We start from the raw sequence: 17,518 nt of genomic DNA, 5'->3' as shown, positions 1-17,518 counted from the left end.
AGGACGTCATGTCGTCGCTGATACACCGCGCACTGGCGCGGGCGCGGTCGGCGGAGGTCCCCGCGCCGGGAACGGGCGGGCACGCGGGCGGGGGGCCCCGGTGGTCCGGGGAGCCTCTGGCCCTGCCCGCCCCGCTCGACCGGGTCCTCGGGCTGTCCCTCGCGGGCGACCGGCTGCGCCCGGTCCCGTCGGCGGGCGCCCTGCACCCCGTCGAGGCCCACCTGCTCCTCGGCGCGGGGCACGGGGTCCCCCCGGGGCGGTACGGATACGACCCGCGCGGTCACCGGATGTTCCGGGCGGGCGGGCCGGGGGAGCCCGCGGGCGCCGGGGCCCTCGTGGTGCTGGGAGTGAGGCCGGAGGCGCTGGTGGGGCGGTACGGGCACCGGGGATGGGTGCTGGGCGTGCTGGACCTGGGGCACGCGGTGGCGGGGGTGCTCGCCGGTGCCGGGTGCGGTGAATCCCCGGGCGTCCGGGGTGCCGGGTGCGGTGAATGCCCGGGCGTCCGGGGTGCGGGGTGCGGTGAATCCCCGGGCGTCCGGGGCGCGGGCGGGCCCTCAGGCGCCGGACCGGCCGGGGTGGTGGGGCCGGGGCTCCGGGTGGAGGTGGATGTGAGTGAGGGCGGAGGCGGGCGGTGGAGAGCGGTGGGGGGAGGCCGGGACCGGGGAGGCGAGGGCACGGGGGAGTTGGCTGAGGCACGGCGGGTGCTGGGGGCGCTGGGCGAGGAGGCGGACGGGGAGTGGACGGCTCCGCCACCCGCGGGGGTCCGCGCCGAGGTGATCCGGCGGCGCCGGAGCGCCGGCCCCGCCGTGCTCGGCTCCTTCGCCGCGCCCCCCGGCCGGGCCGCGCTCGCGCGGGTGCTGCGGGCCGCCGAGAGCGCGGGGCCCCGGGGGCCGCGCTGGTGCCTCGCCCTCGGCGGCGCGGAACCGGGCCTGGCCGAGTCCGCGCCCGGCGGCGGCCTCCGCGCCGTCGCCACCGGGGAGGTCCTCCCGACACTCGCCGTCTGGGCCGCCCGCCAGGGCTGGATCGCCGGGGCCGGCGCCGTGCTCATCGCCCGGGGCTGCCCCTCCGGCGCCGGACCCCGGCGCGTCCTGCGGGATCACCTCCTCGCCGGCCTCGGCGCCGGCCGGGCCCAGCTCACCGCGACCGCGCTCGGCCTCGCCTCCCGGCCCATCGGCTCCTGGCAACGCGCCGACCTGGGCGCCGCCCTCGGTGAGGAGCCCGGCCGGGACTGGGTCGTTCACGGGCTCGCCCTGAGCCGCAGCCGCACCACCACGGAAGAAGAGACCTCATGATGTTCCACCCGGAGCTGCTGCGCGCGGGCCTGACCGCCCGCCGCCCCCTGCTTCAGGCCACCGCGCTCCTCGCCGCCGTCGCCGCCACCCATCTCGCCCAGGCCGTGCTGCTCGCCCTCGCCCTCGCGGGCATCGCGCGCGGCGCCACCGATCCGCTCCCCGCCCTGCTCGGCGGGGTCCTCGTGGCCGTACTGCTGCGGGCGGTCCTCTCCCGGCTCCAGCGCCGCACCGCCGTCCGGGCCGGCGCGGCGGTCCGCACCGGACTCCGCGACGACCTGCTGCGGCGGATCGGGCGCACCGGGCCGCCCCGGCAGGCCGGTGCCCGCGCCGGAGCCGTGCGGGCGACGCTCGTGGACGGGGTGGAGGGCGTCGACGCCTATGTCTCCCGCTATCTGCCGCAGTCGCTGGTGACCTGCGCCCTCCCGCCCCTGCTGCTGGCCGCCGTCGCCGCCGTCGAACCCTGGGCCGCGGCCGTCCTCGCCCCCGCCGTGGTCCTCGCGCTCCTCGCGCCCCGCTGGTGGGACCGGCTGCTGGAGCGGCGCGGCCAACAGCACTGGGGCGCCTACGAAGCCCTCTCCGCCGACTATCTGGAGTACCTCCAGGGCATGCCCGAACTCCGCGCCGCCGGAGCGGTGGGCCGGGTGAGGGCCCGGCTGGAGGAGCGCTCCGGGACGCTCCACCGCGCGACCGTCGCCAAGCTCCGGGTCTCGCTCGTGGACACCGGGATCACCGATCTCGCCGTCCAGGGCGGGACGGTGGCCGCCGTCCTCGTCGCCTGCGCCTCCGCGGCCTCCGGGGAGACCGCCGCGACCGGCACCTACCTCGTACTCCTGCTGGCGTCCGAGTGCTTCCGGCCCGTACGCGACCTCTCCCGCGAATGGCACGCCGGCTATCTGGGCATCTCGGCGGCGGACGGCATCGCCCGGCTGCGCACCGCGCCGGACGCCGTCCCCGACGAGGGCGTGCTCGCCGCCGACTGGGCGACCGCCCCCGAAGTCCGCTTCGAGGACGTTCACTTCACCCACCCGGGCGCCGGGGAACCCGCGCTCGCCGGGGTCACCTTCACCGCGCCCGCCGGACGCACCACCGCCGTCGTCGGCCCCTCCGGCGCCGGCAAGTCGACCCTCCTCGGGCTGCTGCTGCGCCACGGCGACCCGGACAGCGGGCACATCGCCGTGGGCACCGCCGCCACCACCGCGTACACCCTCGCGACGCTCCGGCGCCGGATCGCCGTCGTCTCCCAGGACACCTATCTCTTCCACGACTCCGTCGCCGCCAACCTCCGGCTCGGCCGGCCGGAGGCCACCGACGCCGAACTGCGCACGGCGGCGCGGACCGCGGGCATCCACGACGAGATACTCGGGCTGCCCGGCGGATACGGCACGGTGATCGGCGAGCGCGGCTCCACGCTCTCCGGCGGGCAGCGCCAGCGCCTCGCCCTGGCCCGCGCGCTGCTGGCCGACGCGCCCGTCCTGGTGCTGGACGAGGCGACCAGCGCGGTCGACGAACGGCGGGAGGCCGGCATCGTCCGGGAGCTGATACGGGCGGCCGAGGGGCGGACCTGTCTGGTCGTCGCCCACCGGCTGGCGTCCGTGCGGCACGCCGACCGGATCGTGGTCCTCGACGGCGGACGGGTGGAGGCGGTCGGCGGGCACGGCGAACTGCTCGCCCGCGACGGGGTGTACGCACGGCTGGTCGAGGCGGTGCGGGCCGCGTGAGCGCCACCCTTCAGACACACACGCCCCCGTCCGGTGCGCTGCGCGCGCTGCTGCCGGTCCTCGGGGCGCACCGGGGCATGACCGTACGGACGGTCTGTGCCGCGCTCGCCGGGCAGTCGGCGCTCGTGGCGCTGGTCGCCCTCGCCGCCCACACCGTCGGCACGGCGGTCCTGGAGTCGGCGCCGCCCGGGCCCGGGGTGCTCGCCGCGCTCATCGGCCTGGTGCTGCTGCGGGCGTTCGCCACCTGGTGGGAGATGGACCTCTCGCACGATCTCGCCTACCGGGTCCTCGCCGAGCTGCGCATCCGGGTCTTCGACGGGCTGGCGCGGAGCGCGCCCGCGCGGATCGCCGGGCGGCGCAGCGGGGATCTCGCGTCGGCGGCGATGGGGGATGTGGAGGCGCTGGAGTTCTTCTACGCCCACGCCGTGGCGCAACTGCTCGCCTCGGGTGTGGTGTTCGGGAGCGGGGTGGCGGTGCTCGCGGCGGTGGAGCCATGGCTGGCGGCGGCCGTGCTGCCGGTCGCCGGTCTGCTGGCGCTCGGGCCGCTGCTGGAGGGACGGGGGCGCGCGGCGCGGGCGGCCCGCACCCGGGAGGCGGCGGCCCGTCTCTCCGCCGACGCGGTGGAGAGCGTCGACGGGCTGCGGGAACTCCTCGCCTTCGGGGCGCTGGAGGCGCGGCGTGCGCGGCTGCGGGCCGCCGGGCGGCGGCTCGGGGAGGCCCAGCGGGCCGAGCAGTCCCGGGAGGCGGACGCGGCGGCGGTCCGCGATCTGCTGGTGGTGGCGGCGGTCGTGGGGGTGGTCGTGGTCGCCGGGTGGCGGGTGCCCGGGGCCTGGGCGCCGGCCGCGATGGCGCTGGCGCTCGGGGTGCTGGCCCCGGTGGCCGACTCGGCGGCGGCGCTGGGGCAGGCGGCCGGGCTGCGGGCCGCGGCGGCGCGGGTGGGCGCGGCGGTACGGGCGCCCGCCGGGGCGCCGGAGCCGTCGGCGCCGGGTGCCGTGCCGCCGGGGCCGCTCGGGATACGGCTCCGGGGCGTCCGCTTCGACTACGGCGGGGCGCCGGTGCTCGACGGACTCGACCTGTCCGTCCCGGCGGGCCGGACGCTGGCGCTGGTCGGGGCCTCCGGGGCGGGGAAGTCGACCTGCGCGCATCTGCTGGCGCGGTTCTGGGACCCGGTGGAGGGGAGCGTGGAGCTGGTGGGGGAGGGCGGTGAGAGCGTCGATCTGCGGGAGATCCCGGAGCGGGAGCTGCGGCGGACGGTGGCCGTGGTGGGGCAGGACGCGCCGCTGTTCCACGGAACCCTGGCGGACAACCTCCGGCTCGGCGCGCCCGACGCGAGCGACGGGCGGCTGCGGGAGGTGGCGGCGGCGACCGGGGTGGACCGGATCGCGCTCGCCCTGCCCCAGGGGTACGGGACCCCGGTGGGTGAGCGGGGGGCGACGCTCTCGGGCGGCCAGCGCGCCCGGGTGGCGCTGGCCCGGGCGCTGCTGACCGAGCCCAGGGTGCTGATTCTGGACGAGACGACGGCCCGGCTGGACGGGGTGGGGGAGGCGGAGGTGGCGGCGGGGCTGCCGTCGTGCACGACGGTGGTGATCGCGCACCGGGCGCGGACGATCCGGCGGGCGGGGAGGGTGGCGGTGCTGGAGGGGGGGAGGGTGGTGGAGGAGGGGGAGTGGGAGGAGCTGTCGGCCCGGGAGGGCCCCTTCCGAAGCCTGACCTCCGCCACCTCATGACCCCGGCGCCCCCCGTCGCGCGGGACCCCGCCCTCAAGCGCCGGGCGGGCTGCTGTGTCCGGCCCGGGCGCCCGGGGGGCGGGGTCCGTCCTCGGGCTCCCGCAGAGCTGCCTCTGGGAGGTGCCCCCAGACGGGCTGGCTTTTGCTCGGGTGCCTCCTGTGGCACAGGGTCCGTCCTCAAACTCCCCCAGAGCTGCCTCCGGGAGGTGCCCCCGGACGGGCTGGGTTTGCTCGGGCTACCCGTGGTGCGGGGGCCGTCCTTGAGCTTCCCCAGAGCTGTCTCTGGGAGGTGCCCCCGGACGGGCCGCGTCCTGCCCGCGCTGGGGCCTGTGCTCAGGGGGCATTCTTGGGCGGGGGCCCGCCCGGCTGAGGGTGGAATGTGGCTGAGCCGGTGATCCGGACGCCGGACTCGTCACCGGGGCGCACCGTGACCAGGGCGGAGGTACGGACCGTGACCGGGGCCTCCACGGCCGGGACGTCGAGCAGTATCAGTGCCTCGTGACCGTGGTACCGGACCTCGCTCACACGGCCCAGGACCGCTGCCCCCTCCGGGGAGGTGAGGCGGAGCTGCTCGGGACGGAGCGCCACGGTGCCCCGCGCCGCCCCCGTGACCGGAGCCCCGGAGAGGGCGACCCGGCCGAGGGCGGTCACGGCGTGGCCCGACTCGGCGGAGGCCGGCAGGACGACCGCGTCGCCGACGAAAGCGGCCACCCACGGGTCGGCCGGATGGGTGTACAGCTCCTGCGGCGTCCCGGACTGGACCACTCTCCCGTCGCGGATGACCGCGACCCGGTCCGCCGCCGACAGCGCCTCCTCCTGATCGTGGGTGACGAGGAGCGCCGTCGCTCCGGCGGCCCGCAGCGCGCCGCGCACATCGGAGCGCAGCCCCGCGCGCAGCCCGCTGTCCAGAGCGCTGAACGGCTCGTCCAGCAGGACCAGCGCGGGACGCGGCGCCAGCGCGCGGGCCAGGGCGACCCGCTGCTGCTGCCCGCCGGACAGCTCGTGCGGCATCCGCTCCCCGTACTCCCCGAGGCCCACCAGCCCCAGCAGCTCCGCGGTGCGGGCCCGGCGCTCGGTCCGCCCCGCCGACCGGAGGCCGAAGGCCACGTTGCGGGCGACACTCAGATGCGGGAAGAGCGCGCCCTCCTGGGCGACGATCCCCACACCGCGCCGTTCCGGCGGCACCTGGACGCCCGGTCCGCTGACCGTGCGCCCGCCGACGGCCACCTCTCCCGCGTCGGGGGCGAGGAACCCGGCGACCACCCGCAGCAGCGTGGTCTTCCCGCAGCCGGACGGCCCGAGCACGGCGGTCAGCTCACCCTCCGGGACCGTGAGGTCCAGCCCGTCGAGCACCCGGACGCCGCGCCCGTACGAAGTCGTCACCGAGGTCACGCGCAGTCCGGTCATGAGCGCCTTCCGAGGAGGTAGGAGGGGATGGCGGCGAGCAGCACGATGGCCGCCGCGTAGGGCGCGGCCCCGGCGAACGCGCCCGCCCCGGTCTCGGTCCACAGCCGGGTGGCGAGGGTGTCGGTACCGGTCGGGCGGAGCAGCAGGGTCGCCGGCAGCTCCTTCATGATCACGACGAAGGTGAGGGCGGCTCCGGCCCCGATCCCGGGGGCCGCGAGCGGCACGGTGATCTCACGCAGGACCCGCAGCGGGGAGCGGCCCAGCGAGCGGGCGACCTCCTCCAGGACGGGCGGCGACTGGAGCACGGCGGCGCGCGCGGAGGCGACGGCGACCGGCAGGAACAGCACCACGTACGCGGCGATCAGGAGCGGCATCTCCTGGTAGAGCGGATAGGCGTACCGGACCGAGAAGAACACCAGGGCGAGACCCACGGTGATCCCGGGCACGGCATGGCCCGCGTACACGGACTGTTCGAGAAGCCGGGCCGCGCGTCCCCGGTGGCGGGCGGAGAGCACCCCGACGGGCAGGGCGAGCAGGGTGGTGACGGCGGCTCCGGCGGCGGCGACGGTCACCGTGGAGAGCGTCGCGGACCAGAGCCGCTCGGGGTTCCAGTCGGCGGACTCGCCGATGGCGAGCCAGTAGCCGAGGGTGGCCAGCGGGAACCCCACGGTCGCGGCGGCGACCGCGCCGGTCCAGGCCAGCGCGGGGACCGTCCACCGGCCGAGCCGGAGCCGGGCCGGTGGCCGGGCGCTGCCGCGACCGGTGCGGGCATGGCCCGCCCGGCCGCGGGTGCGGTTCTCCGCCAGCACCAGCAGCACGGTCATGGCGACCAGGACACAGCCGAGAACGGCCGCCGGGGTCCGGTCGAAGCTGGCCTGGTACGAGGAGTGGATCGCCCGGGTGAAGGTGTCGTACCGGGTGATGGAGACCGACCCGAAGTCGGAGAGCACATAGAGCGCCACGAGAATCGACCCGCCGGCCGCGGCGGGCCGCAGCTGGGGCACGGTGACCCGCCAGAAGGTGCGCGCCGAACCGCTGCCGAGCGAGCGCGCCGCCTCCTCCTGCGCGGGGTCGATGCCGCGCAGCGCGGCGGCCACGGGCAGAAAGACATAGGGGAAGCAGGCACAGGTCAGGGTGATCGCCGCGCCGGGCAGCCCGGCGAGGGAGGGCGCGGCGGAGATCCAGGTGAAGGCCGCGACATAGCTGGGCACGGCCAGCGGCAGGGTGGCGAGGACGGCCCACACCGAGCGGCCGGGCAGGGTGGTGCGGACGGTCAGCCAGGCGAGGGAGACGCCGAGCACCAGGCACGCGGTGACGACGATGGCGGTCAGCCCGAGGCTGCGGCCGAGGAGTTCCAGGGTCCGCGCTTCGGTGACCAGGTCCCAGGCGTACCCCCAGCCGTGTTCCAGGGCGCGCACGCCGAGATACCCGAGCGGCAGCAGCGCGAGGAGCGCCGCCGCCGTGGCCGGGAGCAGCAGGACGAGGGGCGGACGCCGCCGTCCGGCCGCCGCGAGAAACGCGGCGGCCGGACGGCGGGCGGTCCGTGAACCGGGAGTGCTCATGGGGACGGAGTGCGGAGGGGTCAGACCATTCCGGCTTCCTTGAGCATGGTCAGGGTCTCCTGGAGGGACTCCAGCTTGCCCAGGTCGATCTCCGGGGCGTCCAGCGAGTCGAGCGAGGGAAGGCCCTTCACCGTGCTGGTGACACCGGAGGCCAGCGGGTACTCGGAGGTCTCCTCGGCGAAGTAGTTCTGCGCCTCGGCGGAGAGCAGGTAGTCGACGGCCTTCTCGGCCGCCGCGCTCTGCCCGCCGTTCTTGAGGACACCGACGCCGGCCGCGTTGATCAGTGCGCCCGGGTCACCGCCCGGCAGGAAGTGGATCTTGGCGTTGACCTTGTCGGCGCCGACCTCGGCGACCTTCTCGTACCAGTAGTAGTGGTTGATCAGACCGAGGGAGACCTCGCCCTTGTCCACCGCGTCCAGGACCACGCCGTTCTTGGCGTACGCCTTGGCGCCGTTGGCCTTGAGGGCCTTGAGCCACTTCAGGGTGGCGTCGTCGCCCTCCAGGACGCGCATACCGGTGACGAACGCCTGGAAGGAGGCGTTGGTGGGCGCGTAGCCGACCTTGCCCTTCCACTCGGGCTTCGTCAGCTCGTGCACGCTGTCCGGGGCCTTCTCGGCCTTCTTCGGGTTGTAGGCGATCACACGGGAGCGGCCGGAGACACCGACCCAGTCGTCCTCGCCGCCGCGGAAGGCCGCGTCCACCTTGTCCAGGGACTTCTGCGGGAGCTTGGCCAGCATCTTCGCCTGCGAGAGCGCGCCGAGGGCGCCGGCGTCCTGGGAGAAGAACAGCCCGGCCTTGGTGCGGTCCCCCTCCTCCAGGATCTGGGCGGCGAGCTCGGCGCTGTCGCCGTAGCGGACCTCGACCTTGGTGCCGGTGGCCTTCTCCAGCTTGTCCAGGATCGGGGAGATCAGCTCCTCGTTGCGGCCCGAGTAGACGACCAGCTCGTCGGAGCCCTCCTTCGCTGCGCCCTTCTCGTCCTTCTTGTCGTCCGTGCCGCCGCAGGCGGCGAGTACGGGAAGGAGCAGCACGGAGAGAGCGAGAGCGGTTCCGCGACGGACTGACGGGCGTGACATGGAAGCCTCCTGAACGGCCCGCGGCAGCGCCGGATGCGAGGGCACAGCGGCGGGACACGGGGACTACTGCGGGACCCCATAGGAATATGGTGAGGCTTCCCTAACTGTCAATTTCGGCCATTGGGCCTTACCAGCCGACCGGACCGCCGAGGGTTCCCGCTGGTCAGAACGGCCAAGTGGCCACCAGGGGTGGAGGGTTGGCCGGAAGGGAGGGTGATGGCCGGTGAGCCGGCAGCCATGGGAAAGGGATCTTCCCTCCGGTTCAGCTCATCCGCAGTGCCAGAAAGAAGTCCAGCTTGTCCTCAAGTCGTGACAAGTCACGGCCCGTCAGCTGCTCGATGCGGCCGACACGGTACCGCAGGGTGTTCACATGCAGGTGGAGCCGCTGCGCGCACCGCGTCCACGACCCGTCGCTCTCCAGAAACGCCTCCAGCGTCGGCACCAGCTCCGCCCGGTGGCGGCGGTCGTACTCCCGCAGCGGGTCCAGCAGCCGGGCCGTGAAGGCCCGCCGCACATCGTCCGGGACGAACGGGAGCAGCAGCACATGCGACGCCAGCTCGTGGTGACCGGCCGCCGAGACCCGCCCCGGGCGCGCCGCCGCCACCCGCCGCGCGTGCCGCGCCTCCTCCAGCGCCCCCCGCAGCCCCTCCGCCGAGCTGACCGAGGCGCTCACCCCGATCGTCAGCCGCCCGTCCCCGGCGAGCCCGGCCGTCAGCGGCTCCCCGACCGAGGCGAGGAGGGCGTCCGCGTGCAGCCCCTCATGGACCGCCGGGGCGCCCTCCGCCGAAGGAGCGGGCGGCAGCGGCAGCAGGGCGATCGCCTCGCCCCCGGCCCGGGCCACCGCGATCCGGTCGGCCGGCTCCGGCCCCGGGGCGGCCGGGTCGACCAGGATCTCCTCCAGCAGGGCCTGCGCGGCGGCTCCCGTCTCCGCCCCGGCCTCCCCGGACTCCCACTCGACCCGGGCGACCACCACCTGCCAGTGCGGGGCCGCCTCCAGCCCCGGCAGCAGCACCGGCGCCGCCGCCCGCAGCCGCGCCGCGATCTCGGCGGGCGCCGCACTTGTCTGGACCAGCTCCAGAACCTCCTGGGCGAGCCTTCTGCGGACCGTCCGGTCGGCCTCCCGCCGCTCGCGCTCCACCGCGATCAGCTGGGTCACCCCCTGGAGCAGGTCGAGCCGCTCGGCGGGCCAGTCGCCCGCGTCGGCCTCCACCGCCAGCAGCCAGCCGGAGAGCACGCTCCCGCGCGCATCGGCCGCGCCCGGCACCGCGCCCTTCCCGGCCGCCCCGCCGACCGGGAAGAGGGAGTACGTCGTGGACTCCACCACCGCCCGGTGCGGCCCCGGCCGCCCTCCCCGGACCGCCGCCAGATGGTCACCCGCCAGCGCCGCCCGCACCGGTGCGGGCGGCGGCCCCTCCGCCCCCGCGATCAGCCGCCCCGTCGGCGAGAGCACCCAGGCCCGCAGATCCAGATCGGAGCCGAGGAGATCGAGGACGGCGTCCGGTCCCCCGCCCGCCGGACCGGAGGTCATCAGCCGCCGGTGCCGGTCCACCACCGCGGCCAGATCCCCGGCCCGCTCGCCGGAGACCTGGCGCACCACGTACTCGGTGATCGTCGCGAAGGCCACGGACTCGTTGACCGCGAACAGCGGCAGCCGGTGGCGCTCGCACGCCGCCACCAGATCCTCCGGGACCGCGCCCAGCTCCGCCTCGCCCGCCGCCACCGCGGCGACCTGCGCCGCCGCCAGAATCCGTACGAAGGGCTCGGAGTCCTCGGGCGAGTGCCGCCACGCCAGCCCCGTCAGCACCAGCTCCCCGCCCGACAGATAGCGGCTCGGGTCCCGCAGATCCGTGGTCATCACCCCGCGCACCCCGCGGTCCAGCTCGTCCCCGCCGCCGAGCAGCCGCAGCCCCAGCGCGTCGTTCTCCAGCAGTGCGCGCAGCCGCATCTCGCCCTCGCCGATCCGTCGTGTTCTCGCCAGTGGCGTGTGGCCACGGTGTCCCTGGGGGATCAGCTCCACGACCGAACCCCGCTTTTCGTTCGAATCTACAAGATGCCCGTGGTGGCCAGCCAATTCCTTCATGGTTTCGGTGACTGCTCCGGGCCCGGCGCCCGCTGTGTACTGATACAGGGACGGAGACCCGGATCACACCGGCAGCGCGGGGCCGGCCCCGGTGCGGCGACTGCCGCCGCGCGGTGACGCAGAAATGAGCCTTCATGGACTTCCTTCGCCCCGCCACCTGGGAGGAGGCGCTCGCCGCGAAGGCGGCGCACCCCACCGCCGTGCCCATCGCGGGCGGCACCGATGTGATGGTCGAGATCAACTTCGACCACCGCAGACCCGAGTACCTCCTGGACCTCGGCCGGATCACCGAACTCCAGGAGTGGGAGACCGGCGAGTCCACCGTCCGGCTCGGCGCGTCCGTCCCGTACACCCGCATCCTGGAGGAGCTGCGCACCCCGCTGCCGGGGCTCGCGCTCGCCGCGCACACCGTGGCCTCCCCGCAGATCCGCAACCGGGGCGGCGTCGGCGGCAACCTGGGCACCGCCTCCCCCGCCGGGGACGCCCATCCGGCGCTGCTCGCGGCCGGCGCCGAGGTCGAGGCCGCGTCGGTGCGCGGCAGCCGCCGCATCCCCATCGACGCCTTCTACACCGGCGTCAAACGCAACGCGCTGGCCCCCGACGAACTGATCAGAGCCGTCCACATCGCCACCGCCGACGGACCCCAGCAGTTCTCCAAGGTCGGCACCCGCAACGCCATGGTGATCGCCGTCTGCGCCTTCGGCCTCGCCCTCCATCCCCGCGGCCGCACGGTCCGCACCGGCATCGGCTCCGCGGCCCCCACCCCCGTGCGGGCCGCGGCGGCGGAGGAGTTCCTCGGCGCCGCCCTGGAGGACGGCGGCTTCTGGGAGAGCCGCAAACCCCTCACCCCCTCGATCACCTGCCGGTTCGCCCGGCTCGCCGCCGACGGCTGCCGGCCCATCGACGATGTGCGCGGCACCGCCGCCTACCGCCGCCACGCGGTGGGTGTCATGGCCCGCCGCACCCTGACCTGGACCTGGGCGTCGTACGGCGGGAAGAACAGCGGGGAGAACAGCGGGAAGGGGAGTGCCCCATGCGGGTGAATCTGACGGTCAACGGCCGCCCCCAGCGGGCCGACGATGTGTGGGAGGGCGAGAGCCTGCTCTACCTCCTGCGTGAGCGCCTCGGTCTCCCCGGCTCGAAAAACGCCTGCGAGCAGGGCGAGTGCGGCTCCTGCACGGTCCGGCTCGACGGAGTGGCCGTCTGCTCCTGCCTGGTCGCCGCGGGCCAGGCCGAGGGCCGTGACATCGTCACCGTCGAAGGGCTCGCCGACCACGCCGCCCGGCGCGCCGGGCGGACCGCCCCCGGCACCTGCCTCCAGGACGCCCGGCAGTGGACCCCCACCGACCCGGGAGCCCCCCTCTCCGCCGTCCAGCGCGCCTTCATCGACGCCGGGGCCGTCCAGTGCGGCTTCTGCACCCCCGGCCTGCTGGTCGCCGCCGACGACCTGCTGGAACGCACCCCCCGGCCGTCCGACGCCGACATCCGCGAGGCCCTCTCCGGCAACCTCTGCCGCTGCACCGGCTACGAGAAGATCCTCGACGCCGTCCGGCTCGCCGCCGCGCGCCAGGAAGGCGGCGACCGGTGAACCCCGGCGGCACCCCCGGCGGCCTCACCCAGTCCACCCCCACCACGGGCGGCATCGGCGAGTCCACCCTCCGCCCCGACGGCCTGCTCAAGGTCACCGGCGAGTTCGCCTACGCCTCCGACATGTGGCACGAGTCCATGCTCTGGGGCCACACCCTGCGCTCCACCACCGCCCACGCCGCCATCCGCGCCATCGACATCTCCGAGGCCCTCGCCACCCCCGGGGTGCACGCCGTCCTCACCCACGACGACCTGCCCGCACCGGTCAAGCACTACGGACTGGAGATCCGGGACACCCCCGTACTCGCCCACGGCAAGGTCCGCCACCACGGCGAACCCGTCGCCCTCGTCGCCGCCGACCACCCCGAGACCGCCCGCCGGGCCGCCGCGAGGATCAGAGTCGAGTACGCCCCGCTGCCGCTGGTCACCGACGAGGCGTCCGCCACCGCGCCCGGCGCGCCCCTCGTCCACGAGCACCGCACCGACCACCACGCCCCGCATGTGCCGCACCCCAATGTCGTCCACCGCCAGCCCATCGTCCGGGGCGACGCCGGGGCCGCCGCGCTCCGCGCCGATGTGATCGTGCGCGGCGAGTACGTCTTCGGCATGCAGGACCAGGCGTTCCTGGGCCCCGAGTCCGGGCTCGCCGTCCCCGCCGACGACGGCGGCGTGGAGCTGTACATCGCCACCCAGTGGCTCCACTCCGACCTCGCCCAGATCGCCCCCGTCCTCGGACTGCCCGAGGAGAAGGTGCGGATGACCCTCTCCGGCGTCGGCGGCGCCTTCGGCGGCCGGGAGGATCTGTCGATGCAGATCCACGCCTGTCTGCTCGCCCTGCGCACCGGAAGACCCATCAAAATGGTCTACAACCGGTTCGAGTCCTTCTTCGGGCATGTCCACCGGCACCCCGCCCGCCTCAGCTACGAACACGGCGCGACCCGCGACGGCCGGCTCACCCACGTCCGCTGCCGGATCGTCCTCGACGGCGGCGCCTACGCCTCCTCGTCCCCCGCCGTCACCGGCAACGCCGCCTCCCTCTCCATCGGCCCCTACGCCGTCGACCACGTCGACATCGAGGCCCTCGCCCTCTACACCAACAACCCGCCCTGCGGGGCCATGCGCGGCTTCGGCGCGGTCCAGGCCTGCTTCGCGTACGAGGCCCAGATGGACCGGGTCGCGGCGAGACTGGGCCTGGACCCGGTGGAGTTCCGCCGGCTCAACGCCATGGAACAGGGCACCCTGCTGCCCACCGGACAGCCCGTGGACTCCCCGGCGCCCGTCGCCGAACTGCTCCGCCGGGTCAAGGCCCGCCCGCTGCCGCCCGAGCGCCCGTGGGAGGTCGCCGGCGGAGCCCCGGATGTCCGCGCCCTGCCCGGCGGCCTCTCCAACACCACCCACGGCGAGGGCGTCGTCCGGGGCGTCGGCTACGCGGTGGGCATCAAGAACGTCGGCTTCTCCGAGGGCTTCGACGACTACTCCACCGCCCGGGTCCGCGTCGCCGCGGTCGGCGGGGTGCCCGCGGCGACCGTCCACACCGCGATGGCCGAGGTCGGTCAGGGCGGAGTCACCGTCCACGCCCAGATCGCCCGCACCGAACTGGGCATCGCCCAGGTCACCATCGAGCCCGCCGACACCCGCATCGGATCGGCCGGCGGCACCTCCGCCTCCCGCCAGACCTATGTCACCGGCGGGGCCGTCCGGCACGCCTGCGAGCGGGTCCGGGAGCAGGTCCTGGAGCTGGGCCGGCGCAGATTCGGCGCCGCCCACCCCGCCTGGGCCACCGCCGGACTGCGCCTGGAGGGCGGCAGGGTCGTCACCGACGGCGGCGAACCGCTCGCCGATCTCGCCGAGGTCCTCGCCGACGCGGTGGTCGAGGCGGAGGTGGAGTGGCGGCACCGGCCCACGGAGCCCTTCGACCGGGTCACCGGACAGGGCCACGGCCATGTGCAGCACTCCTTCGCCGCCCACCGCGCGGTCGTCGAGGTCGACACCGAACTCGGCCTGGTGAAGGTGGTCGAACTGGCCTGCGCCCAGGACGTCGGCAAGGCGCTCAACCCGCTCGCCGTCGCCGGCCAGATCCAGGGCGGCACCACCCAGGGCCTCGGAATGGCGGTCATGGAGGAGATCCTGATCGACCCGGAGACCGCGCGGGTCCGCAACCCGTCCTTCACCGACTATCTGATCCCCACCATCCTCGACACCCCGGCCATCCCCGTCGACATCCTCGAACTCGCCGACAGCCACAGCCCCTACGGGCTGCGCGGCGTCGGCGAGGCCCCGACCCTGTCCTCCACCCCGGCCGTCCTCGCGGCGATCCGCGACGCCACCGGCCTGGAACTCAACCGGACCCCGGTCCGGCCCGAGCACCTCACCGGCACCTGAGCACCGCAGCGCCGGCCGCACCCCGAGGAGACCGCCATGCTGGACATCGCCGACGAGCTGAGCCGGTGGGTCCGGCAGGGCCGTGCCTTCGCCGTCGCCACCGTGGCCGCCGTCACCGGCAGCGCCCCGCGCCGGCCGGGCGCCGCCCTCGCGGTGGACGCCGGCGGCGAGGTCATCGGTTCGGTCTCCGGCGGCTGTGTCGAGGGCGCGGTGTACGAACTGTGCCGACAGGCCCTGCGCGACGGCGAACCCCTGCGCGAGAGCTTCGGCCGGAGCGACGACAGCGCCCTGGCGGCCGGGCTGACCTGCGGCGGTGCCATCGACATCCTCGTCACCCCGGTGCCCGCGGCCGGCGGCGGTACGAGGGAACTCCTCGCGCGCGCCCTCGCCTCGGCCGCCCGGGGCGAGGCCCTGGCCCTGGTCCGTGTCGCCGAGGGGGCCGCGGCACCGGCCGGTGGCGCCCTGCTGGTCCGGCCCGGCGGCGGGTACGAGGGCACCCTCGGCGGGTCCGCCGGGCTCGACACCCGCGCCGCGCGGGAGGCGGGGGCGATGCTGGACGCCGGCCGCACCGGTACGGTCGCCGTCGGCGCGGACGGCGACCGCCGCGGCTCCCGCTCCGTCCTGCTGGTGGAGACCGCCCTCCCCGCCCCCCGGATGATCGTCTTCGGCGCGGTCGACTTCGCGGCGGCGCTCACCTCGGCCGGCCGCTTCCTCGGCTACCGGGTCACCGTCTGCGACGCCCGGCCCGTCTTCGCGACCCGGGCCCGCTTCCCCGACGCGGACGAGGTCGTCGTCGACTGGCCGCACCGGTATCTCGCCGCCACCCGCACCGACGCCCGCTCCGTCCTGTGCGTGCTCACCCACGACCCGAAGTTCGACATCCCGCTGCTCACCCGCGCGCTGACGCTGCCCGTCGCCTACATCGGCGCCATGGGCTCCCGCCGCACCCACGAGGACCGCCGGCGACGGCTGCGCGAGGCCGGAGTCCCCGAGGAGGCGCTGGCCAGGCTGCGCGGCCCCATCGGGCTCGACCTCGGGGCCCGCACACCGCAGGAGACGGCCCTCTCCATCGCCGCCGAGATCGTCGCCGAGCGGCGCGGCGGCAGCGGTGTCCCCCTGACCGGGGCGCGGGTCCCCATCCACCACGACGGCCCGCGCCCGGCACCCGGCCGCATCGGCTCGGTCGCCTAGGAGCCTGGGAGCTTGGGAGCCCGTGAGGCCGGGTGCCGGGGAGGCCGGCCGCCCGGGAGCCGGGGCGGCGGCCGGGCCGGGGTCAGACGGGGCGGCGGGCCACCACCAGACGGCAGCGCGGGCTGCCGTCCGGGCGCCGGCCCAGCTCCTCCAGCGCGCGCAGCTCCACCGAGAAGCCCGCGCCCGCGAGGTCGTCCAGCACCCCGGTGAGCCGGAAGGTCCGGTAGTACATGACGAAGGAGGGCCGCCACACCGCGTTCCGGACCCGCATCGCCGCGTCGAACGCCCACAGCGACCAGTAGAGCCGCGAGCCCACCGGCGGCGGCGCGGGCAGCGGAAAGGCGAACACGCCCCCGGGGCGCAGGGACCGGCGCACACCGGAGAAGAGCGCCGGGCGCTCCCCGGGCAGGAAGTGGCCGAACGCGCCGAAGCTGGTCACCAGATCGAAGGCCGGGGCGAAGGGCAGCGCCCGGGCGTCCGCGCGCACCCAGTGGACACCGGGGGCGCCCGCCGCCCCCGGGAGGGCCGACCGGGCCCGCTCCAGCATGCCCGCGCTGAAGTCGACGCCGGTCACCCGCTCCTCGCAGAGTCCCCGCAGCACCTCCACCCCCGCCCCGGTGCCACAGCAGACGTCGAGCCCCGAACGGAAGGGTCCCAGGGGCCGCAGCGCGCGGGTCACCGGACCGAGCAGCCGGTCCGGGGTGCGGAACGGGGTCGCGTCGAAGGAGGGGGCCAGCAGGTCGTATCCGCGCTCGACCGAGGAGAGCGCCTGCACGGTGAGTTCGCGGACGGTGGGGCCGGATGAGGAGAACATCGGCTTCACAGTACTCTCGGGGCCCGGCCGGCTCCCGGAAAATCGTTGCGGATTGCACCAACAACTCCGGGGCGATCTATGTATCCGGCCTTTCTCCGGATGAGTCGAAGCATTCACGCAACCTTCCCGGTCGGGTGTGCGCGCCGGTGTGCGCCGGGGGCCGGGCCCACGGCGGTGCGGGCCACCGGCCTGGTGAGCCAGAGCGGCGGATGACCGGAAGGACAGCTTCCGTTGGCTCCCCGGGGCATCATTCCGGCCAGTCGTCATATGAGGACTCGGTAAACGATAAGCAAATGCGAACACTGGATCGACGACTGGGGATACGTTCACCTCCATGAGTCCGACTGAGGTTCCTCGCCTCCGTACGGGCCGTGGCGCGGTGCGCCCGGCCGTCCCCGGGTCGTGTCGCCGGGTCCGCACCACCGGGCTCCCGGCAGTGTCGCCGGGCTCACCTCCCCGCCTCCGCCGGCGCCCGTGACGCGCTGACGCGTGCCACCGGCCGGACGTGCCCGGAATTCCCCGACCGCCCGTCGCAGAACAATCTTCCCTTGGTGCTTCGCATGCCTATCCATGACAGTGAATCAGCACAACCCAGGACGAGATCGGTGCTCACCGTGATCGCCGTGCCGCGCATTGGCGTCACCACTCGCTCCGGTCGTATGGTTCGGTAGCGCTGAATGTTCGG

12 protein-coding genes are annotated in these 17,518 nt (G+C 75.5%); 7 read left to right on the top strand and 5 right to left on the bottom strand.

The features are described 5' to 3' along the window. The first annotated feature begins 8 nt into the window (after window positions 1-8). From ACWCRA_RS00110 to ACWCRA_RS00100, 3 genes are all read left to right on the top strand, one after another. Window positions 9-1,292, top strand: coding sequence for a hypothetical protein (locus tag ACWCRA_RS00110; protein WP_451066396.1), 1,284 nt, complete (start codon window positions 9-11; stop codon window positions 1,290-1,292). Continuing rightward, window positions 1,289-3,010: an ABC transporter ATP-binding protein/permease gene (locus ACWCRA_RS00105; RefSeq protein WP_351545553.1), complete on the top strand. Its 1,722-nt coding sequence runs from the start codon at window positions 1,289-1,291 to the stop codon at window positions 3,008-3,010. The genes ACWCRA_RS00110 and ACWCRA_RS00105 overlap by 4 nt, the downstream gene beginning before the upstream one ends. A 77-nt stretch (window positions 3,011-3,087) precedes the next feature. Next, entirely contained in the window at window positions 3,088-4,737 is a 1,650-nt protein-coding gene (locus ACWCRA_RS00100; RefSeq protein ID WP_351545849.1) for an ABC transporter ATP-binding protein, read from the top strand. Window positions 4,738-5,070: 333 nt separating this feature from the next. Here ACWCRA_RS00100 and ACWCRA_RS00095 read toward each other — a convergent pair whose 3' ends face one another. The 4 genes from ACWCRA_RS00095 to ACWCRA_RS00080 all read right to left on the bottom strand — a co-directional run bounded on the left by ACWCRA_RS00095 (window position 5,071) and on the right by ACWCRA_RS00080 (window position 10,724). Beyond that, the gene (locus tag ACWCRA_RS00095; protein WP_451066395.1) at window positions 5,071-6,144 is read right to left on the bottom strand and encodes an ABC transporter ATP-binding protein; all 1,074 of its coding nucleotides are present in this window, start codon (window positions 6,142-6,144) and stop codon (window positions 5,071-5,073) included. Beyond that, window positions 6,141-7,706 carry an ABC transporter permease gene (locus ACWCRA_RS00090; protein ID WP_451066394.1) on the bottom strand — a complete coding sequence of 522 codons (1,566 nt, stop codon included), beginning with the start codon at window positions 7,704-7,706 and terminating at the stop codon, window positions 6,141-6,143. Before ACWCRA_RS00090 ends, ACWCRA_RS00095 begins: the two co-directional genes overlap by 4 nt. 20 nt (window positions 7,707-7,726) lie before the next feature. After that, window positions 7,727-8,779 (bottom strand): iron ABC transporter substrate-binding protein, encoded by a 1,053-nt coding sequence (locus ACWCRA_RS00085; RefSeq protein WP_451066393.1) that lies wholly within the window; start codon window positions 8,777-8,779, stop codon window positions 7,727-7,729. A 262-nt stretch (window positions 8,780-9,041) separates the two neighbouring features. Beyond that, window positions 9,042-10,724, bottom strand: coding sequence for a PucR family transcriptional regulator (locus tag ACWCRA_RS00080; RefSeq protein WP_451066607.1), 1,683 nt, complete (start codon window positions 10,722-10,724; stop codon window positions 9,042-9,044). A gap of 269 nt (window positions 10,725-10,993) precedes the next feature. On the opposite strand from ACWCRA_RS00080, the gene ACWCRA_RS00075 reads away from it, so the two are divergent. Genes ACWCRA_RS00075 through ACWCRA_RS00060 form a run of 4 tightly spaced genes read left to right on the top strand, consistent with a single transcriptional unit; the run spans window position 10,994 to window position 16,019 of the window. After that, a complete protein-coding gene (locus ACWCRA_RS00075) occupies window positions 10,994-11,902 on the top strand; it encodes an FAD binding domain-containing protein (RefSeq protein ID WP_451066392.1) in 909 nt (302 codons plus the stop codon). Next, the gene (locus tag ACWCRA_RS00070) at window positions 11,893-12,447 is read left to right on the top strand and encodes a (2Fe-2S)-binding protein (RefSeq protein WP_351545549.1); all 555 of its coding nucleotides are present in this window, start codon (window positions 11,893-11,895) and stop codon (window positions 12,445-12,447) included. The genes ACWCRA_RS00075 and ACWCRA_RS00070 overlap by 10 nt, the downstream gene beginning before the upstream one ends. Further along, window positions 12,444-14,828: a xanthine dehydrogenase family protein molybdopterin-binding subunit gene (locus ACWCRA_RS00065; protein ID WP_451066391.1), complete on the top strand. Its 2,385-nt coding sequence runs from the start codon at window positions 12,444-12,446 to the stop codon at window positions 14,826-14,828. Before ACWCRA_RS00070 ends, ACWCRA_RS00065 begins: the two co-directional genes overlap by 4 nt. A 36-nt stretch (window positions 14,829-14,864) precedes the next feature. Beyond that, entirely contained in the window at window positions 14,865-16,019 is a 1,155-nt protein-coding gene (locus tag ACWCRA_RS00060) for an XdhC family protein (protein ID WP_451066390.1), read from the top strand. Between the two features lie 82 nt (window positions 16,020-16,101). Here the strand turns inward: ACWCRA_RS00060 and ACWCRA_RS00055 are convergent, their stop codons facing one another. After that, window positions 16,102-16,833, bottom strand: coding sequence for a class I SAM-dependent methyltransferase (locus tag ACWCRA_RS00055; protein ID WP_351545542.1), 732 nt, complete (start codon window positions 16,831-16,833; stop codon window positions 16,102-16,104). Window positions 16,834-17,518: the final 685 nt, after the last annotated feature.

Source organism: Streptomyces sp. NPDC001889, from assembly GCF_053594535.1.
This window is presented reverse-complemented; position numbering and strand designations above follow the sequence as displayed.